The sequence below is a fragment of the Imperialibacter sp. EC-SDR9 genome (assembly GCF_902498805.1).
Taxonomy (GTDB): Bacteria; Bacteroidota; Bacteroidia; order Cytophagales; family Cyclobacteriaceae; genus Imperialibacter.
Genome location: NZ_LR701577.1, coordinates 40856 through 58779, shown reverse-complemented (window position 1 = coordinate 58779; position 17924 = coordinate 40856). Strand labels below are relative to the sequence as shown.

14 protein-coding genes are annotated in these 17924 nt (G+C 46.9%); 13 read left to right on the top strand and 1 reads right to left on the bottom strand.

All coding sequences use genetic code 11. From position 1 onward, the window contains the following. The first annotated feature begins 20 nt into the window (after positions 1-20). The 13 genes from GC130_RS05900 to GC130_RS05840 all read left to right on the top strand — a co-directional run bounded on the left by GC130_RS05900 (position 21) and on the right by GC130_RS05840 (position 15754). On the top strand, positions 21-1115 hold the full coding sequence (locus GC130_RS05900; protein WP_151997354.1) for a cytochrome c oxidase subunit II: 1095 nt from the start codon (positions 21-23) through the stop codon (positions 1113-1115). 12 nt (positions 1116-1127) lie between these two features. Continuing rightward, positions 1128-3002, top strand: coding sequence for a cbb3-type cytochrome c oxidase subunit I (locus GC130_RS05895; protein WP_151997353.1), 1875 nt, complete (start codon positions 1128-1130; stop codon positions 3000-3002). Beyond that, on the top strand, positions 2986-4050 hold the full coding sequence (locus GC130_RS05890; protein WP_151997352.1) for a heme A synthase: 1065 nt from the start codon (positions 2986-2988) through the stop codon (positions 4048-4050). Before GC130_RS05895 ends, GC130_RS05890 begins: the two co-directional genes overlap by 17 nt. Next, positions 4047-4940, top strand: coding sequence for a heme o synthase (cyoE, locus tag GC130_RS05885; protein WP_151997351.1), 894 nt, complete (start codon positions 4047-4049; stop codon positions 4938-4940). Before GC130_RS05890 ends, cyoE begins: the two co-directional genes overlap by 4 nt. Beyond that, positions 4940-5521, top strand: coding sequence for a cytochrome c oxidase subunit 3 (locus GC130_RS05880; RefSeq protein WP_151997558.1), 582 nt, complete (start codon positions 4940-4942; stop codon positions 5519-5521). The genes cyoE and GC130_RS05880 overlap by 1 nt, the downstream gene beginning before the upstream one ends. A gap of 16 nt (positions 5522-5537) precedes the next feature. Continuing rightward, complete coding sequence (locus GC130_RS05875) at positions 5538-6287, top strand: cytochrome c oxidase subunit 3 (RefSeq protein WP_151997350.1); 750 nt, start codon at positions 5538-5540, stop codon at positions 6285-6287. A gap of 27 nt (positions 6288-6314) precedes the next feature. Next, a complete protein-coding gene (locus tag GC130_RS05870; protein WP_151997349.1) occupies positions 6315-6644 on the top strand; it encodes a cytochrome C oxidase subunit IV family protein in 330 nt (109 codons plus the stop codon). Between the two features lie 73 nt (positions 6645-6717). Then, complete coding sequence (locus tag GC130_RS05865) at positions 6718-7326, top strand: hypothetical protein (protein WP_151997348.1); 609 nt, start codon at positions 6718-6720, stop codon at positions 7324-7326. Beyond that, complete coding sequence (locus tag GC130_RS05860; protein ID WP_151997347.1) at positions 7323-7901, top strand: DUF420 domain-containing protein; 579 nt, start codon at positions 7323-7325, stop codon at positions 7899-7901. Before GC130_RS05865 ends, GC130_RS05860 begins: the two co-directional genes overlap by 4 nt. A 36-nt stretch (positions 7902-7937) precedes the next feature. Next, positions 7938-8207 (top strand): hypothetical protein, encoded by a 270-nt coding sequence (locus tag GC130_RS05855; RefSeq protein ID WP_151997346.1) that lies wholly within the window; start codon positions 7938-7940, stop codon positions 8205-8207. 67 nt (positions 8208-8274) lie between these two features. Next, complete coding sequence (locus tag GC130_RS05850) at positions 8275-8565, top strand: DUF983 domain-containing protein (RefSeq protein WP_193217777.1); 291 nt, start codon at positions 8275-8277, stop codon at positions 8563-8565. Between the two features lie 20 nt (positions 8566-8585). Next, positions 8586-12245: a HAMP domain-containing sensor histidine kinase gene (locus GC130_RS05845; RefSeq protein WP_151997344.1), complete on the top strand. Its 3660-nt coding sequence runs from the start codon at positions 8586-8588 to the stop codon at positions 12243-12245. Then, positions 12245-15754, top strand: coding sequence for a hypothetical protein (locus tag GC130_RS05840; protein ID WP_151997343.1), 3510 nt, complete (start codon positions 12245-12247; stop codon positions 15752-15754). Before GC130_RS05845 ends, GC130_RS05840 begins: the two co-directional genes overlap by 1 nt. A 282-nt stretch (positions 15755-16036) precedes the next feature. On the opposite strand, the gene GC130_RS05835 is transcribed toward GC130_RS05840, so the two are convergent. Next, positions 16037-17887: a DUF3857 domain-containing protein gene (locus tag GC130_RS05835; protein ID WP_151997342.1), complete on the bottom strand. Its 1851-nt coding sequence runs from the start codon at positions 17885-17887 to the stop codon at positions 16037-16039. Between the last annotated feature and the right edge of the window lie 37 nt (positions 17888-17924).

The window sequence follows — 17924 nt, the reverse complement described above, 5'->3', positions numbered from 1 at the left end:
GAAAGGTAAAAACATCTGCTATGTTCAATGCGGTAGTAATTATAGGTTTAATCTTAGTGGCGATCATCCTGTTCACATTGTTCAGGGTCAGCACACTTGTTGATGTGCTAAAAGGTAACTCTAAGAAAAAGGTTACAAAAAGTAACGGGGTAAATGCAGGGCTGGGTATCGTATTCCTGATTGGTGGGTTACTGCTGTTCTTCATTTATTCATATACGGAGTTCGACAGATACAATCTGCCGTTGGCGTCGGAGCATGGCGCTGTAACAGATCAGCTTTTCTGGGTTACAATGGCGATAACAGGAATTGTTTTCGTTATCACCCAAATTTTACTTTTCGGTTTCGGCTGGAAGTACAGATATAAGGAGGGTAACCAGGCCTTGTTTTATCCGGATAATAATAAGCTGGAGATGATGTGGACTATTGTTCCCGCAATTGTTTTGACGCTACTTATTTTTTCTGGCTGGAGAGCATGGGTGAGCATTACCGATAAGGCTCCCGACGAGGCAGAAGTTGTTGAAGTCATGGGGTATCAGTTTGCCTGGTCTGTTCGCTACCCTGGCAAAGACAAGCAGCTTGGGGATTTCGATTTCCGTCTTATAGATGCTGAAAATGCTATGGGAATGGATTTCAAGGACAAAGCATCTTTTGATGACTTTATTCCGAGAGAAATTCACGTTCCTAAAGGAAAGCCGGTGAAGTTTAATATCAGAGCGAGAGACGTGATACACAGTGTGTATGCTCCTCATTTCAGGCTGCAGATGAACGCAGTACCCGGTATGCCGACTACTTTTTGGTTTACGCCAACAAAGAGCACTCAAGATATGAGGGAGGAAACTGGGAACCCGGAATTCAACTATGAGTTGGTTTGTAATAAAATTTGTGGAAAGGGTCACTTTGCGATGAGGTACCTCATCGTTGTTGACGAGCCTGCCGATTACTATAAGTGGTATAATGAGCAGCAGGCGTGGCTGGCTAAAAATCCATCGTATCTTTCGAGCGTTCCTCAACACTTGAAAGAGGTGGCTATAATTTCTTCTGGAATGGAAAACAATCCAGAAGTACAGGCTGTTACTGGCCTTGAAGAAGAGGAAGAAATGGTAGGAGCATTTTAAATTAAATTTGTTATGTCAACAACAGCAGTACATACAAACGAACATATAGGTCACGACGACGCTCATGATCATGAGCACCACGAGCTAAATTTCGTTGAGAAATATATTTTCAGCACTGACCACAAGACAATCGCTAAGCAGTTCCTTATCACCGGAATTATTTGGGCGCTTATTGGCGGTGGATTGTCTATCATATTCCGTTTACAATTAGGTTTTCCAGACATGAACCTGGAATGGCTAAGGCCAATTCTGGGCAAATGGATCACGTCAACAGGACAAATTGATTCCGAATTCTACCTGGCCCTTGTTACTATGCACGGCACCATCATGGTGTTCTTCGTGTTGACGGCGGGTCTGAGCGGTACCTTTAGCAACTTCCTTATTCCGCTGCAAATTGGCGCAAGGGATATGGCTTCCGGCTTTTTGAACATGTTATCGTACTGGTTCTTCTTCGTATCAGGGGTTGTCATGTTTATTTCCTTCTTTATTGAAACGGGACCGGCATCAGCTGGTTGGACTGTATACCCTCCTTTGAGTGCACTGCCAACGGCCATGCAGGGCTCGGGACTGGGCATGACGCTTTGGTTGGTGGCCATGGTTTTCTTCATCGTGTCATCGTTGCTGGGAGGTATTAACTACGTTACCACAGTTATTAACCTCCGTACGCAGGGCATGTCGTTTTTCAGATTGCCGCTGACGATATGGGCGTTCTTTTTGACAGCCGTTATTGGCATACTTTCTTTCCCAGTATTGTTTTCTGCGGCTTTGCTACTGGTATTCGATAGATCATTTGGAACTAGCTTTTATCTTTCTGACATCTACATAGGGGGAGAAGCTCTGCCGAACGTCGGTGGTAGCCCAATACTTTACCAACACTTGTTCTGGTTCCTGGGACACCCGGAGGTATATATTGTAATTCTTCCTGCTTTGGGAATCACCTCGGAAGTTATTGCTACAAATTCGAGAAAGCCTATTTTTGGCTATAAGGCGATGATTTTGTCGCTGCTTGGAATCACTATTCTTTCGTTTGTGGTTTGGGCACACCATATGTTCGTGTCAGGACTAAGTCCATTCCTTGGATCTATTTTCATGTTCCTGACATTGATCATTGCAGTGCCAAGTGCTGTAAAAGCGTTCAACTACCTCACGACACTTTGGAGAGGAAATATAATATTTACGCCAGCTATGTTGTTCTCTATCGGCCTGGTTTCATTCTTTATCTCTGGTGGTTTAACGGGAATCTTCCTGGGTAACTCTGCAGTAGATATTAATTTGCACGACACTTACTTTGTAGTAGCTCACTTCCACCTTGTAATGGGTAGTGCGTCCTTCTTTGGAATGATGGCAGGTATCTACCATTGGTTCCCTAAGATGTTCGGTAGAATGATGAATGATAAGTTAGGGTACATACACTTCTGGCTGACCTTTGTTGGTGTTTATTTGGTGTTCTTCCCGCTACACTACATTGGTATGGCAGGCTTCCCTCGTCGCTATTATTCGTTTACCAACTTTGATGCATTCCAGGATTTCACTGATCTGAACACATTCGTGAGTGTGGCTGCCATCATTACTTTTTCGGCACAGTTTATCTTCCTCTTTAATTTCTTCTACAATATATTCAGAGGTAGAAAAGCACCTGCTAACCCATGGGGTAGTAACACGCTGGAGTGGACTACACCAAGAGTGCCGGGGCACGGTAACTGGGAAGGTGATATCCCTAAGGTTTATCGCTGGCCATACGATTATAGCAAGCCAGGTGCTCCTGAAGATTTTATACCGCAGCACATTCCTTTGACGGAAACACCAGAGTCGAACCTGCCACACGAAGTAGAGCAGTTGAAGGAAGAAGGGATAGAAGTGAAAGCTGCTAATGCAGGAAAATCCTAAGTCTCTAAGGAGATACAAGCAACTTACTATAAGTACTATCATTGCCGTCTACCTTTTGATTTTGGTAGGCGGCATTGTTAGAAGTTCGGGTTCCGGCATGGGTTGTCCCGATTGGCCAAAGTGTTTTGGCAACTGGGTGCCCCCAACCAGTGTTGATCAGCTCCCTGTCAATTACAAGGAAGTGTATTCCGAAAAGCGACACCAGAAGAATATCCGCCTGACAGGCTACCTCGAAAAGTTAGGTTTTTCCGATACAGCCGACAAGTTGAAGAACGATCCGTCGGTAAGGGAAGAGGCCGATTTCAATCCATTGAGAACATGGATAGAATATGTGAACCGGCTGGTGGGAGTGGTGATAGGGATGCTTATTTTTGCCACTTTTGTTTACTCCATTCGATTCAGAAAGACGCAGCCGAGAGTATTAATATTTTCGTTGCTGGCATTTGTAGGGGTAGTTTTTCAGGGTTGGGTAGGCTCCATTGTAGTTTCTACTAATTTGCTTCCAGGAATGATCTCCTTTCACATGCTACTGGCACTGCTGATCGTTATGCTGCTAATATATACTTATTTCACTGTTGATCCGCCGGTGGCCGATAACGAAACTGGTGGCGATGCAATAAATGTGAAGTGGCTTTTGTTGGGATGTGCAGCGCTGTTTATTGTTCAATTGATTGTGGGTATCAACGTAAGAGAAGGGGTGGACTCCGGGCTGTCTGCCGGGATAGAGCGCAGCACAGTACTTGAATGGATCGGCTTTAAGTTCTATTTCCACAGATCTTTTTCATGGGCACTGCTTATCGGACATGTGCTACTGACGTACTTCTTGTGGACGTCTTCGTCGCTTTCATTTTCCGTTAAATTCTCGGCAGTTTTGACACTGGTAGTATTTCTTGAGATTGTTTCGGGAGCGGCGATGGGTTATTTCTCCATTCCTGCCTTTATACAGCCGATTCATTTGCTTTTAGCAAGCGTAGTGTTCGGTTTTCAGGTATATTTGTTCCTCCGCATCAATAGAAAAGATGCGCTCAATATTAAACACTCGATTTGAATCAGACTTCTTACATATCGCCGGTTTTTATCGTCATTGGGAGGTTAAAGGCCTACTACGAGTTGCTTAAATTCAGGCTCTCTTTTTTGGTTGCTTTTTCGTGTGGCTTCGGCTACTTGCTGGGGGCGAGAGGCGCCGTCGACTGGGCTACTTTGGGCTTTTTGTCGCTTGGAGGTTTTTTGATCTCAGGCGGCAGTATCACCATCAATCAGGTGATAGAGAAGGATCTCGATAAACTAATGAAGAGGACGATGGGTCGGCCATTGCCTACCAATAGGGTAGGAGTTGGCGAGGCCGTTGTTTTTGCTGCTGTGGTAATAGCCATGGGGCTTGGGCTGATCCTTATTTACGCCAACCCTCTTACTGTGGTGCTGTCTGTGGTGTCAATGGTGCTGTATAGCTTTGTTTATACCCCTCTGAAGCGGGTAGGGCCTATCGCTGTGTTTGTGGGAGCAATTCCCGGAGCACTTCCTCCTTTGCTGGGATGGGTAGCTGCTACGGGTGCTATCACACACGAAGCGTTGATCATCTTTGGCATCCAGTTTATCTGGCAGTTTCCGCATTTCTGGGCGATTGCCTGGGTAGCAGATGAAGATTACAAAAAGGCGGGATTTAAACTGTTGCCGTTCGGCGGAAAGAAGGATTTCACCACAGCAGTGAACATCATGATTTATACATTGTTTCTGCTTCCGCTCGGGTTGCTGCCAGCCTACTTTGGCATCACCGGGATAAATTCTGCAGTTGTAGCTACTATTTGCGGTGTGTTGTTTCTGAGTCAAACCTTTATTTTGATCAGAGACTGTTCTCGTGACGCAGCTTTGAAACTGATGTTTGCTTCATTTATTTACCTGCCAGTTGTTCAAATAGCCTTTTTACTAGATAAATTATGATGAGCGCCAAAAAATCAGATATGGAAACTCCCGCTCAGGTGCTGTCGATGCACCCCAGGAAGTTTTTGCTTTGGCTGTTTATAGTGTCTATCGTCATGATATTTGCGTCACTCACCAGTGCATATGTGGTGAAGCAATCAGAAGGGGCATGGCTGATTTTTGACCTGCCTCAGGCATTCATCTATTCCAGCATTGTAGTGCTGTTGAGCAGTGCCACTATGCAGTGGGCGTATTGGGCTGCTAAAAAGGACAATCTTTCTCAAATTAAAATAGCTGTTGGCGTTACGTTGGCACTTTCTTTGGTTTTTCTGATCGTGCAGTACCTCGGCTGGGGTCAGCTGGTTGATCAGCAGGTTTTCTTTGTAGGTAACCCGGCAGGATCGTTTATCTACGTTTTGACAGGTTTACACGCCTTTCACCTGGCGGCAGGTATTGTTTTTTTGATTATTGTTTTAATTTCGACCCTGAGATTTAAGGTACACTCAAAAAGTATGACCCAGATTGAAATGTGTACAACATTCTGGCACTTCCTGAGTGGACTTTGGATATATTTGTACTTATTTTTATTATTAAATAATTAATCTGAACTAATCGTCTATGTCTAGCACTGCAGTAGTTGCATCCGATTCTGACAAGGACCTCTGGATGGGAGGTAATGAGCCCCTAAAAGCGAGCTATGGCAAGCTTATGATGTGGTTCTTCCTGCTTTCCGATGCCTTTTCTTTCTCTGGCCTTTTGATTGCCTACGGAATGATCCGTTTCAGCCACCCTGCTTTCCAGGGCAGCCCCGACGAATTCGTTTTCTCGCAGGAGTACTGGCCAATACCTGAAAAAGTATTCGAAGCTGTTCCTTTCCTTCACGGTGTTTCGTTGCCATTGGTGTTTGTGGGCATCATGACTTTCGTGTTGATTTTGAGTAGTGTAACCATGGTGCTTGCTGTAGAGGCTGGTCAGCGTATGGACAGGAAGGGCGTGGAGAAATGGATGCTCTGGACGATCCTGGGCGGACTTGCTTTCCTAGGCTGCCAGGCTTGGGAGTGGACGCACTTTATAGTAGGTACTGAACAGGGTGGAAGAATGTTGGATGGCACTTTCATCCATGGGGCTAGCTTGTCACAAAATCAATATGGCCCTCCTAACTTTGCAGCTTTGTTTTTCTTTATCACAGGCTTTCACGGCTTCCACGTATTTAGTGGGGTGTGCCTTAACTTCCTGATATTCTACCAGGCAACAGTTGGCAAGCTTGAAAAAGTGGGTCACTATGAGATGGTGGAAAAGGTAGGTTTGTACTGGCACTTTGTGGATCTTGTTTGGGTATTTGTATTTACCTTCTTCTATTTGGTTTAATTTTCCGTTCTATAAACAATTAGTAAAATGTCAGCAGAACATCACGAAGAATCAACAGTTGTAGTTCAGCCAGTCGACAAGGCGAAAGTCAGACTGTTCATGAAGGTAACACTGATCTTGTTCGTCATTACGATGATTGAGTTTGCCATAGCCTTTACTGTGGATGCAGGTATTTTGAGGACAGCGGTCTTCATCGCTTTGACTATCGTAAAAGCGTTTTACATAGTAAGCGAATTTATGCACCTTGGCCATGAAGTAAAGACCCTTATCTGGTCTATTTTGATTCCTTTGATATTTCTGGTATGGCTTATCATAGCATTGATTTATCAGGGCGGTCAAGTGCTGTTGGTGCGATAAGTTTAGCTGCATAAAAGATATTAGCATGCCGGTACACCTACCGGCATGTTTTGTTTGTACCCACACACCATTCATGAGCAAGCTGACAAAGGGAATTATTCTAATTATAACGCTGGGACTGCCGGTGTCTATTTATCTCTTTCTTCAAGCTTTCGGTGAAAATATGTATGCGCTGCCGGTGTATCCGGAGACGTCATATAGCTCAGCCGATTGCGGAACGGTAAATGTTGACTATACAGTTAGCAGGCTTACCTGCGACAGCACCGATGTAGTGGTGCTGGGCGACCAGCAAACCTATCTCTTTCATTTTCCTGACCCTTCTAAAACGGATATAGCACGTGAAATGAATGAAATGAGGAGGCTGGTGGAAGAAACCAAACCGCTGGATTATCGGTTAATCACCATGAGCAATGAGGAGCAAGTAGATAAGTGGGATAAGCTGGCTGCTTCGCAAGCGGAAACCAGGTATTGGGTGGTGACTTCAGCCTGTGCTGGCAGCATGGAACAGCTGATGAATTGTCAATTGCTGCTTTCTCAAGCTACCCTTGATACTGTGGGTTCGGAGAGCAGAATGGTGTTGGTAGATAAGGTTGGCCGGATCAGGGGGTTTTACGCCAGTGCTGAAAAGGGTGAGATGGATAGATTGTTAGTTGAGTTGGATGTTTTAATGCAGGAAAAATGAGTGCTGTTTCAAATACTAAGCCTAATTATTTGCGCTGGATAAGCGTTGTTTCAGTGATCATTCCAGTGGCAGTCGCCATATTGATATTCATGCCCGCAAGACTAAATGCTGGTGAGTGGGTAAAATTTTTACCTCACTTGAATGCAGTGATTAACAGCGCAACGGCGGCCTTGCTGTTGCTTGGTTTGTATTTCATTAAAAACAAAAAGGTGGATCATCATAGGGCAGTGATGCTCGGGGCGTTTGCCCTGGGAGCTATTTTTCTTTTTTCGTACATTATTTACCATGCGTCTGTGCCGTCGGTGAAGTACGGCGACACCAATGCCGATGGGATACTTTCGGAGGGGGAAATGGCGGCAATGGGCAATGGCAGAACGGTTTACCTGATTACCTTGCTGTCACACATAGGACTTTCTATTGTTGTGGTTCCTTTTGTGCTTATGGCATTGTATTTTGCACTCACCGGACAGATTGAAAAACACAAAAAGGCCGTGAAGTTTGGATATCCGATCTGGCTTTATGTGTCAATTACCGGAGTGATTGTGTATTTTATGATCAGACCTTTTTATACATAAAAGAACTGAGGGAAGTTAAAGACTGTTAGGTAGCGTATGAAAGTATTTATCAAAACCCTTTTTGTTGCTGTGGTGCTGCTGTTGACCAATATGGATAGTTGGGCTCAATGCGCCATGTGCCGGTCGACATTGGAGGCAAACATGAGCAATGGAGAAACAGCCAATTTTGCAGCAGGTCTTAACTTTGGCATACTCTACTTATTTTTCACTCCTTACTTGTTGTTAGCAGTGATTGCCTTTTTTTGGTACAGAAACAGCAGGAAAAATGTCAAAAACCTCCGCCCTTCAGGCAATCGTTCATGGTAAGTGCCCCCGTTGCCGGTCTGGCAACATGTTTATTGAGCCGAATTTCAGGTTAAAAAACTTCGATAAAATGCCGGTTAAGTGTGAGGTTTGTGGCCTACGCTTTGAGCCGGAGCCCATGTTTTACAATGGAGCCATGTATGTGAGTTATGCCATTTCCGTGGCGCTGACTATCATAGTCGGGTTTTCAATCTATTTTATATTTGACAACCCCGACATGTGGGTTTACATGGCGGCAATCATCACCGTTGTGTTGCTTTTGTCTACAACTATGTTCAGATATTCCAGAATTCTTTATCTTCATGCATTTGGTGGCATAAAATATGATGCATCGTTCGGTGTGTCGAGCGAAGACAAATAGCTAAGATAAAACTGTTCCATTTGGCCTCCCATGTAGTAAGCTATAGATATCTCTTTATTGCAGCCCTGTTCGGGGCTTCTGCGTTCTTCTATTGGTATTTTGTTGGTAAGAGTTCGAAGAGAGGTCAGGAGGCTTACGAGCAAATCAGTGAACGGCTGATTAGCCAGCTGCAACTCATTGAGAGCGACCTGGCCAATGCGAAAAGCAGTGGGAAGGTGCCCGGTACACTGCAATCCAATTACCCCATCCAGATTTACACGAATCGGTCGCTCACAGGGCTGAGCTCCAATGCTTTTGTGCCCGACTACAGAGTGATTGAGGGTGACTACCAAATTCAGTATTTGGAATGGGAGGGCAATAAATTCATTGCCCTGAAGGAATATACCGAAAGAGCAGGTGTCCGGAAGGAGTATGTTGGCGTGCTGCCCATCTATCGTAACTTTCCGATTGAGAATGAACTCATCAGGGGAGGATACGACAAGAACATTTTTGACGAACTGAGGGTTTTTGTGTACGACAAGGAGGTGGAAGGAAGCTTCGCCTTTAGCTATCATGATCAGGTAGTATGTTATTTCACCATTCAGTCGCCGCCAGCTGTTTCGTCCCGTTTTGACCGCTTCCTTATTTTTAGTTTGCTTTCTGTGGCGTTTGTGTTGGGGTTTTTCTTCTTCCAGCGATCCGCTTCCAATCTGGTAGAAAACGGCAGGCCTTATGCAGGCATAGGTTTGCTACTTGTGGGCGTAGTGTTTATCCGCTGGCTGCTGCTGGCAACCAATTTCCCGTCGTCGGTTTACCACTTCGACCTGTTCAATTCACGGTACCTTGTGATTTCTTCGCTCCACAAGTCATTGGGTGACTTGATTATCACAGCCTTTTTGCTCGCCTACTTTGTCTACTTTACTTCCAATGCCGTTTTTCGCAGCGACGCCTACGCTTACTTCTCTGGTGCTTCGCAAAAGGTAAAATGGTTGATCACTATTGTGGTCATACTGCTGGGCTATGGGTTTATGGGGTATACCTACCTGCTTTTGCAGGAGATATTTAAGAATTCTCAAATACACCTCGATGTAAACCGTAGCATTCACCTCGATATGTTTCGGATGGGCACGCTGGTGGTGTACTTTCTGTTTTGCTTCAGCTATTTTCTCATTGCTCATGCTTCCTATATACTGCTTAAGCATTTCAGAAGTACGTCGCCAGGGATTGTCTGGCTGGTTCATCTGGCCACGGCTGCCATTTTGTTCCTTGCGGCTCTTATCATAGATGGTGATTTAGCCATTGTACCTGTGCTGCATGCTGCTTACTTCTCCATTATATTTTGGTTCAGTTTGCCTGAGTTTATTAGGCCGATCCAGTTTCAGGCCTTCCTTTATTTCTTTCTGGCGGCGGCTTTTTCGTCCATTCTGGGTAGCTATTCAATTTATAAATACAGCGAATTTGAGAGGAATGTGCAAAAGCAAAAATTTGCCAATAGCCTTCTGATAGAAAATGATATCCAGGGCGAGTTTCAGCTCGATGGCATTATGAAGTCGATCAAAAGCGACATCTTTATTTTGACCCGCATGATGAGCCCTGTGCTGGCCAAGGACATGATTAAGCAGCGCATTAAGAGGCTTTACATGAACAGCTACTTCGACAAGTACGATGTGCAGGTGTCGATGTACAATTCGAAGGGTGATCCTTTTCCCAATGAGCCGGGTATTACTTTCTCTGCCATAAGAGAAACCTATGACAAGCCGATTTACAAAACAGACTATCAGAACATCTTTTTTGAAAGTAACTTTTCACCAGGATCCACCAAGCGCTACGTGTGCTTTATAGGGCTGGAAAGGTACGATAAGACAATCGGATACATTGTTTTGCAACTTCGACTGAAAAAGTACCTTCCCAGCACGGTGTACCCACGCCTGTTGGTCGACGAAAGGTTTATGAATGAACCGGCTGATGAAAACTATAGCTACGGTATTTATGAGGGCACAAATCTGCGGTATAAGTCTGGGACGTTCAACTATATCACCAATCTGTCTCAGGCTATTTTTGACAGGAGTAGCTTGTATACCACTGGCCTGGAAATCAATGGGTTCCATCATTTGGGGATAAAGGGATCAAGAGAGAAAAGAATCATTATCACCTCGCCGATGTACGAGGTGAGCTGGATGGTTTCCAATTTCTCGTTCCTATTTTTGGTACTTATTGGCGGCATTGCACTCACGGTGGTTTTTAATGCGCTAGAGGTGAGGTTTGCTAATACCGGGCTTACGTTGGCTTCCAAAATTCAAATTTACCTTAGTATTGCATTCTTTCTGCCGCTGGTGGTGGTCACTGTGGCTACACTTAGCGCTATCAATAATTCATACAAGGAAGATATTGACAAGCAGTATATGAAGAAGGCGGAAAGTGTGAACGGCTACCTCGTATCGCTGATGGATAATTACATTTCGAATGTGATCAACAAGGAGGTGTTGTCCAACGAGCTGACCGATATTGCCAGGTTTTCGCAGGCTGACATCAACTTGTTTAGCGTGAATGGGAAGCTGATGGCTTCCAGCCAGCAAACAATCTATGATGACAAGCTACTGTCGGAGTACATCAACCCGGAGGCATTAAGACGCATCAGGGAGGATGATGGAGAAAGGATTATCCTTTCTGAAAGTCTGGGCACACTTAACTACAAGTCGACTTACCTGGCGATCAAGTCATTCAATGACGCCAGCCTGCTGGGTATTATGAGTATGCCGTTCTTTGAGTCAAGGGCGCAGCAGCAAAACCAACAGATTGAGGTCTTTACCAACATCATCAATATTTTCACCTTCATCTTTATTTTCTCACTGGTGGTGTCGTTCATGGCTTCGAGGGTGCTCACCAATCCATTGCGAATCATCACCTCCAGGCTGCGGAAAACGACTTTCAACGAAACAAATGAGCCTATTCACTGGAATACCTCAGACGAAATTGGGTTGCTGGTAGCTGAATATAACTCTATGCTGGTGAAGCTGGAAACCAGCCGGGCCGCATTGGTGAGGAGCGAGAAAGAGTCGGCATGGAAAGAGATTGCCCAGCAAGTGGCACATGAGATCAAGAATCCGCTGACGCCCATGAAGCTTACGCTTCAGCACATGCGCAGGCTTGCAGATGACAAAGATGAGGGGCTGAAGAAGTCGATTGATAACCTGCTGAGGCAAATTGACAACCTGAGCGATATCGTTACCTCATTCAGCGCTTTTGCGAGGCTTCCGGCGCCTGATCCACGCCGGTTTGATATCAACGGATTGATTAGCCAGCTGGTGCACCTGCACAGCAAACCCGAAGTAGATTTCGTATACGAATCGCCGATAGAGCCGGTGCTTGTCGTTGCCGATGAAAAGATGCTTTCTGGCATTTTCACGAACCTGATTATTAATGCCTGCCAGGCTATGGAAGGGAGACCAGGGCCCCGCCTGGAAATTGGTATAAGGGTGAAGGAGAAAGAGGCCGAGATTTCGTTCAAGGACAACGGCATTGGCATAGCTGAAGATATTCAGGACAAGGTTTTTGTGCCTTCGTTCAGCACCAAACAGGAAGGATCGGGCATAGGGCTGGCATTGGCCAGAAGAGGTGTGGAGCAAGCCGGTGGGAGCATATGGTTTGAAACGGTACACGGGTATGGAACTACTTTTTATGTTTCACTACCTTTAGGTTAATGGGGCCACGCCAAAATGCTGCTTATATCTTCACAGCCTTCCTGCGAAAGATCAGGGTTCCTCACCTTATGGCTTTGGTTCTCATTTGTTCCCCGTTGTTGTCATTTGCGCAGGCGGGTAGCACCAGATGCAGGTCAATACCTCAGGGCCGACTTCAATTTCAACTCGACTCACTTTCAGCCAACCCAGAGAGTATTGAGCTGCCGGATGGCATTGTGTACAGTTATGACCTGGCCACCGGGGAGCTGACCTTTGAAAGGCCTCTGGAAGAATCCATAGAGGTTTGCTATCAGGTGTTTCCTTTTGCCCTTCATCAACCCATTTACAAGTACGACATGTCGCTTTACTCTCCAGAAGGGCCGAGGGAGAACGTGACGGAAAGCAGTCAGGCCGTAGCCAGTGCGCCGCTTGTGAAAGAGGAGCTTTTTGCTACCGAATCACTTTACAAAACGGGGAGCATCAGCCGGGGCATCACTGTGGGCAACACCAACAACCTGGGAGTGACATCAAGTCTCAACCTGCAGCTCGATGGCCAGCTAGCAGACGACCTGTTCATCAATGCGGTGATCACCGACCAGCAGGTGCCTTTTCAGCCGGAGGGCAACACCCAACAGATCCAGGACTTCGACAAGGTGCTGGTCAGCCTTTACAACGACAAGTTCTCGCTCATGGCTGGCGATGTGGTACTGCGAAACGACTCCACTTACTTTTTGAAATACTACAAGAACGTGCAGGGTGGCAGGGCGGCTTACAAATACGACCTCGGGAGCTGGAAAGCTTCCACAAGTGTTACAGCGTCTATTGCGAAGGGAAAGTTCTCTTCCACGCTGTTGGACGCAGTAGAAGGACTGAGTGGCCCCTACAGGCTTCGGGGCCCGGATGGAGAGCGGTTCATCATTGTGATTGCCAACTCAGAGAAGATCTACTTGGATGGCAGGCTCCTGAAAAGAGGTTTCAATGAAGACTACGTAATTGATTATAACCTGGCCGAGGTCACTTTCACGCCTAAGGTGTTGATCACCAAATTCTCCAGGATCCGGGTCGACTTTGAATACACGGCTCAAAACTTCAGCCGTTCCATACTGTCAGCGTCACACAGGCAGTCGAATGGGAAGACAACGGCCTACTTCGAGGTGTATCGGGAAAAGGATAACCCGTTCCGGCCGCTTAGCTATGACCTGACCGAAGCTGATCGGCTTGCCTTGTCCGGCATTGGTGACGACCTGTCGTTGGCAACCATATCCGGGGCCGACAGTGTGGGGTATTCGGATAATCGAATCTTGTATGCCAGGCTAGACACGGTGGATGCGCAGGGACGTGCCTACAGTATCTATCAGTACTCCAGCGATCCAGCAACGGCGGTGTATCAAGTCAGCTTTAGCCAGGTAGCTGCTGGTGACTATGTGCAGTTGCCGTTGGGCTTGAACGGTAAAGCATATGAGTGGGTAGCGCCTGTGAACGGGGTACCTCAGGGCGGCTACTCGCCGAGTATTCCCGTGGTAACACCCAATAGCAGGCAGATGATTGTGGGAGGGGTTAGTTCTAAAATAACTCCTTATGAAACAGTATACACCGAGCTTTCGGCCAGCAACCAGGACAAGAACCTCTTCTCTACGCTCGACCAGCAGGACAATCAGGGCTGGGCGCAAAAGTCGGGCGTTCGGTCGGAGGGCAGGGAGGTAGGTTTTTTGAAAGGCTATCAATGGCTGTCGGAGGCATCCTACGAATGGAACCATCAGTACTTCCGGCCTATCGACAGGTACCGTTACATAGAATATGATAGGGACTGGAGTTATACACCCATCTTTCAGTCGGGGCAGGAGCCAACTGCAATTGAGGACCACATTGTGGTGGGGAGGCTGGGCATGCAAAAGAGCAGTGTGAACCGCTGGAACTACCAGACCTCGTACCGTAACAAAGGACAGACAATCGATGGCTGGCAGCAGAAAGCATTGCTTCGTCAACAGCTAGGCAAAGCGACCTTTAGTGGTGACTTTTTCGATCTGAAAAGTGCACAGGGTTTCAATGAATCTACCTGGACAAGAGCACAGCTGACGGCTTCCTATAAGTTAGGCAAGCTGATGCCGGGCTATACCTTTCAGAGCGACAGGAATGCTATTACTTACGTACCCGCCGACTCGGTGGTGTCATCAGCGATGAACTACAGCCAGCACATGGTTTTTCTGCAGTCGACCGACACCGCTCAAAACGGCACCACCTTCCGGCTCGATGCCAACCGGCGGATAGACGACCGACCTGTGGATGGCGTGTTGGAGCGAAGCGATATCAGCTATACGTCCAACGCTTCTTTCACCACTCAATGGAAGGACAGACATGTGGTGTCGGGTGTTTTCACCTACAGACAGCTGGACGATATACTTGATACCAGCGACGAGAAAGAGGAAACCGTGCAGGGTAGGATCAATTGGCAAAGCGCATGGTGGGAGCGGTCGATCCGTTCGGATCTTTCTCTGGCACTACTAAACGGTAGGGAGCTGCGGCGGGAGTACGTGTTCATTGAGGTGATTCCGGGCCAGGGCACGCATACCTGGCGAGATGACAATGGCGATGGCGTGCAGGATTTGAATGAATTCTACGAAGCCATCAACCCCGATGAGCGCACCTACGCCAAGATATTTGTACCCACCGATAACTATATCTCGGCCTACCAGACCATCCTCAACTACAGCCTGGAGCTAATAGCACCCACCGAGTGGAAGTCTGCAGGTGGCTTTAGGTCTTTTCTCGGTAGATTTTCTAATGTGTCGGCTGTGCTGGTGGACAGAAAAACGCAGGACAGCAACTGGGCCCAGCGGTTTGATGTGTGGAGCACGCCGGGCACTTCTGAGGATGAATTGGCTTATAAGAATGCTATTCGCAGCCGCTGGTTTTTCAACCGGGCCGATCCGAAGTACGGCCTCGATGTTGGGTACCAGTCTACCGCCGGGAGGCAGTTGTTGACAGGCGGGTGGGAAGCGAGAAACAAAAAGGTGTGGCAGCTCAACACCCGCACCAACCTGTCGGCCGACTGGGCCATTTTTCTGCAAAGTGAGGTAGGAGAGACGAAGTCGTCAAGTGATATCTTCAGCAACCGGAACTACCTGATCAGGCAGCGGCAGGTAAAGCCTCAGCTGCAGTGGATGCCGTTGCAGTGGCTTCGCATAACCAGTAGCATTCGCTATTCTCACAAAAGGGCCTTGCCAATGTCGGAGGAGCAGGGAAGTGACCTGACCGAATACCAAATCGACTGGCAAATGAATAAGTCGCTGCAATCTACTATTTCGGGTTTTGTGAATGTAATTGACATGAACTTCAAAGGGGATGAAGCGAGTCCGCTGGGCTACGAGATGCTGGAGGCACTGAGGCCGGGCACTAACTATACGTGGCGGCTACAGTGGCAGCAAAGGCTGAAAAACGGACTGCGCTTGCAGATCAACTACGATGGGCGGAAGTCGCCCAGTAAGGCGGTGATTCACTTTGGTGGGGTGCAGGTGACGGCGTTGTTTTAGGGCTTGGATACCTCACCCCGGCCCTCTCCCGTGGGGAGAGGGGGGAGCTGCAAGCCGCTTCCTTATTCGGATGGGGCTTCACCGCCATCCTCCTCGTATCACGCCCCTTCAGGGGTGCCGCCCGGCTTAGGGCTTGGACGAACGAAGGTGTCGGCACGGCGAAATAGCCACCGAGCCAGAGCTGTAGCATACCAGAACCGCAAAACCCGCCTGTCTTACCGACGCCTGGGGTTGTTTCCTATCTTCAGCTGGCTGCCGAAGAAACACCAACAATCTGTCTCATCAGTTAGCTTTTTTTAAGGTCAGTAGGTTGCTGGCTTCAAGGTTTTTGACCTTTGCCAGTTGGTCATAGAAACCTTCGTAACCTTTTCCTCCATAGCTTCCGGACTGAACAATGTAGGATCGCTTTATTTGGACTTCGTTACCTTCGGCGTAGCTCGATATCCGGTAGGCTCCGGCATCGGAATCGACCTGAATTTCTTCAGGAAGCTTGTCAACTACGAAATCCTGAGGAAACCTTACGGTGACAGATTCTTCTTGATAAATGGGGTAGTAAAGCTCAAAAGGCAGTGACCTTTTTGCCGGAGCCTCTGTCGACGGAATGTCCAGTGGCAGGTTTCGGACAACATAGCTATCTCCATATTTCTTCACAAAATTATTCGTCGTTAGCTCGGCCGTCAGCAATATTGAGGCGGAGTCTCTATGCTGTCGTTTAAGTTCCCAATTGATAAGTGTGTATTCTGGTAAGTCGATCATTTTCCTGACATACTCTTCCTGTTCCGTGCGGGTGTACTCATTGAGCAGGTAGGTGAATGTTTCGAATTTATCACCCCTAAATTCGATATCAATGTTGATCAGCGTTTTGCCGTTGGATGATACTTCCGCCACAACTGTCCTTTTTTCCCTAACGTCGGGCATGCTTAGGGCGGGTGTTTTAATGAGTTGGCTATCATCTGGAGATACAAAAAGAACCTCTCTATTTTGAGTAAAGGTGCCGAGGTAGCCAAAGGGATTGTACTTACTGGTGCACTCCAGCCAAATGGTGTCGCCCTTGTTGGGAATGGTAACAATCACATGATTAAACTGCTGGCTTGGTAACTCTTTGATCAGGGGAACCACCTTGTCGCCAGCGAACACCTTCGTATAGTTCGACGGAATACCAGCATACTTGAGTGCAGCCATCATGTAATTTGTAAGGGCCTTGCAGTCGCCGTATTTGTTACTGGCCACGTAAGAGGCTGGGTAGGGTTTTAAGCCGCCAATACCCTCTTTCACAAGAATATACCTCATGTGGTCTTGCAGGTAGTGGTATATCCTTCTCGCTTTTTCCCTTGTTTCGCTGGCGTCGGCGATCACTCTGTCGATATTGGCTTTTTCAAAGTCAGGCAGGTCGTTCAGCCCTTCATTGGTTTTGTATTGCCATGTGCCGTACTCCTGCCATGAAGTCATACTTCCCAGCAATCCATATCGAAATGCTTTCGGTATAATTCTTACATTGGGTAGCATGCGTTGCCTGTTGGGGGCGTAAGATTCTCTTGGCACCGGGGCCACGTCCGAGGCACGCCACGTATAGACCTTGTCGCCTTTGGTTGTCATTGTCTCTGTTTTTGTGATGTCTTTTTCGTAGAGCAAAAAATCGTACGTTGGTGAGACTTCCACCACCAGGCTGGCATTGTGGGCTGGGAGGTTATAAAACGATGGATTCCAGTCGGCAATACTCAGAAATTGAGAAAAAGTATAGGAGTAGGAGTAGTGAACTTGGTATGGGTAAACATTGTGTTTCATCTGAAACACTTTTACAAAGTCGTCTTCATACAGCGCAGCATTGGAAACGGCACTCCGTGTAGCTATCTCGGTCTTCTTTAGCTTTTTCACTGTTTTCCCGTTGCGATCGGTAATTGAAGCCTGGATATCGTCAATTTGATCGCCTTTACTGTATGGAATATAAACGATGCCGTAGTCATCACCTTCTCGTTTATTGATTTGCAGCGTGACATCCACCGCGGTGGTTAGTTTGCTTCCGTTGACGACGCATCGGGTGTCATACTTTATTATTTCACAGTCCTGAGCAAATGAAAGGGAGGTACTCAAAAAACAGTAGCTAATCGCCCAGAAGATAAATTTACTTTTCATATAAGAAGTCGTGGTGTAATCTGCAACAGTGCAGTCG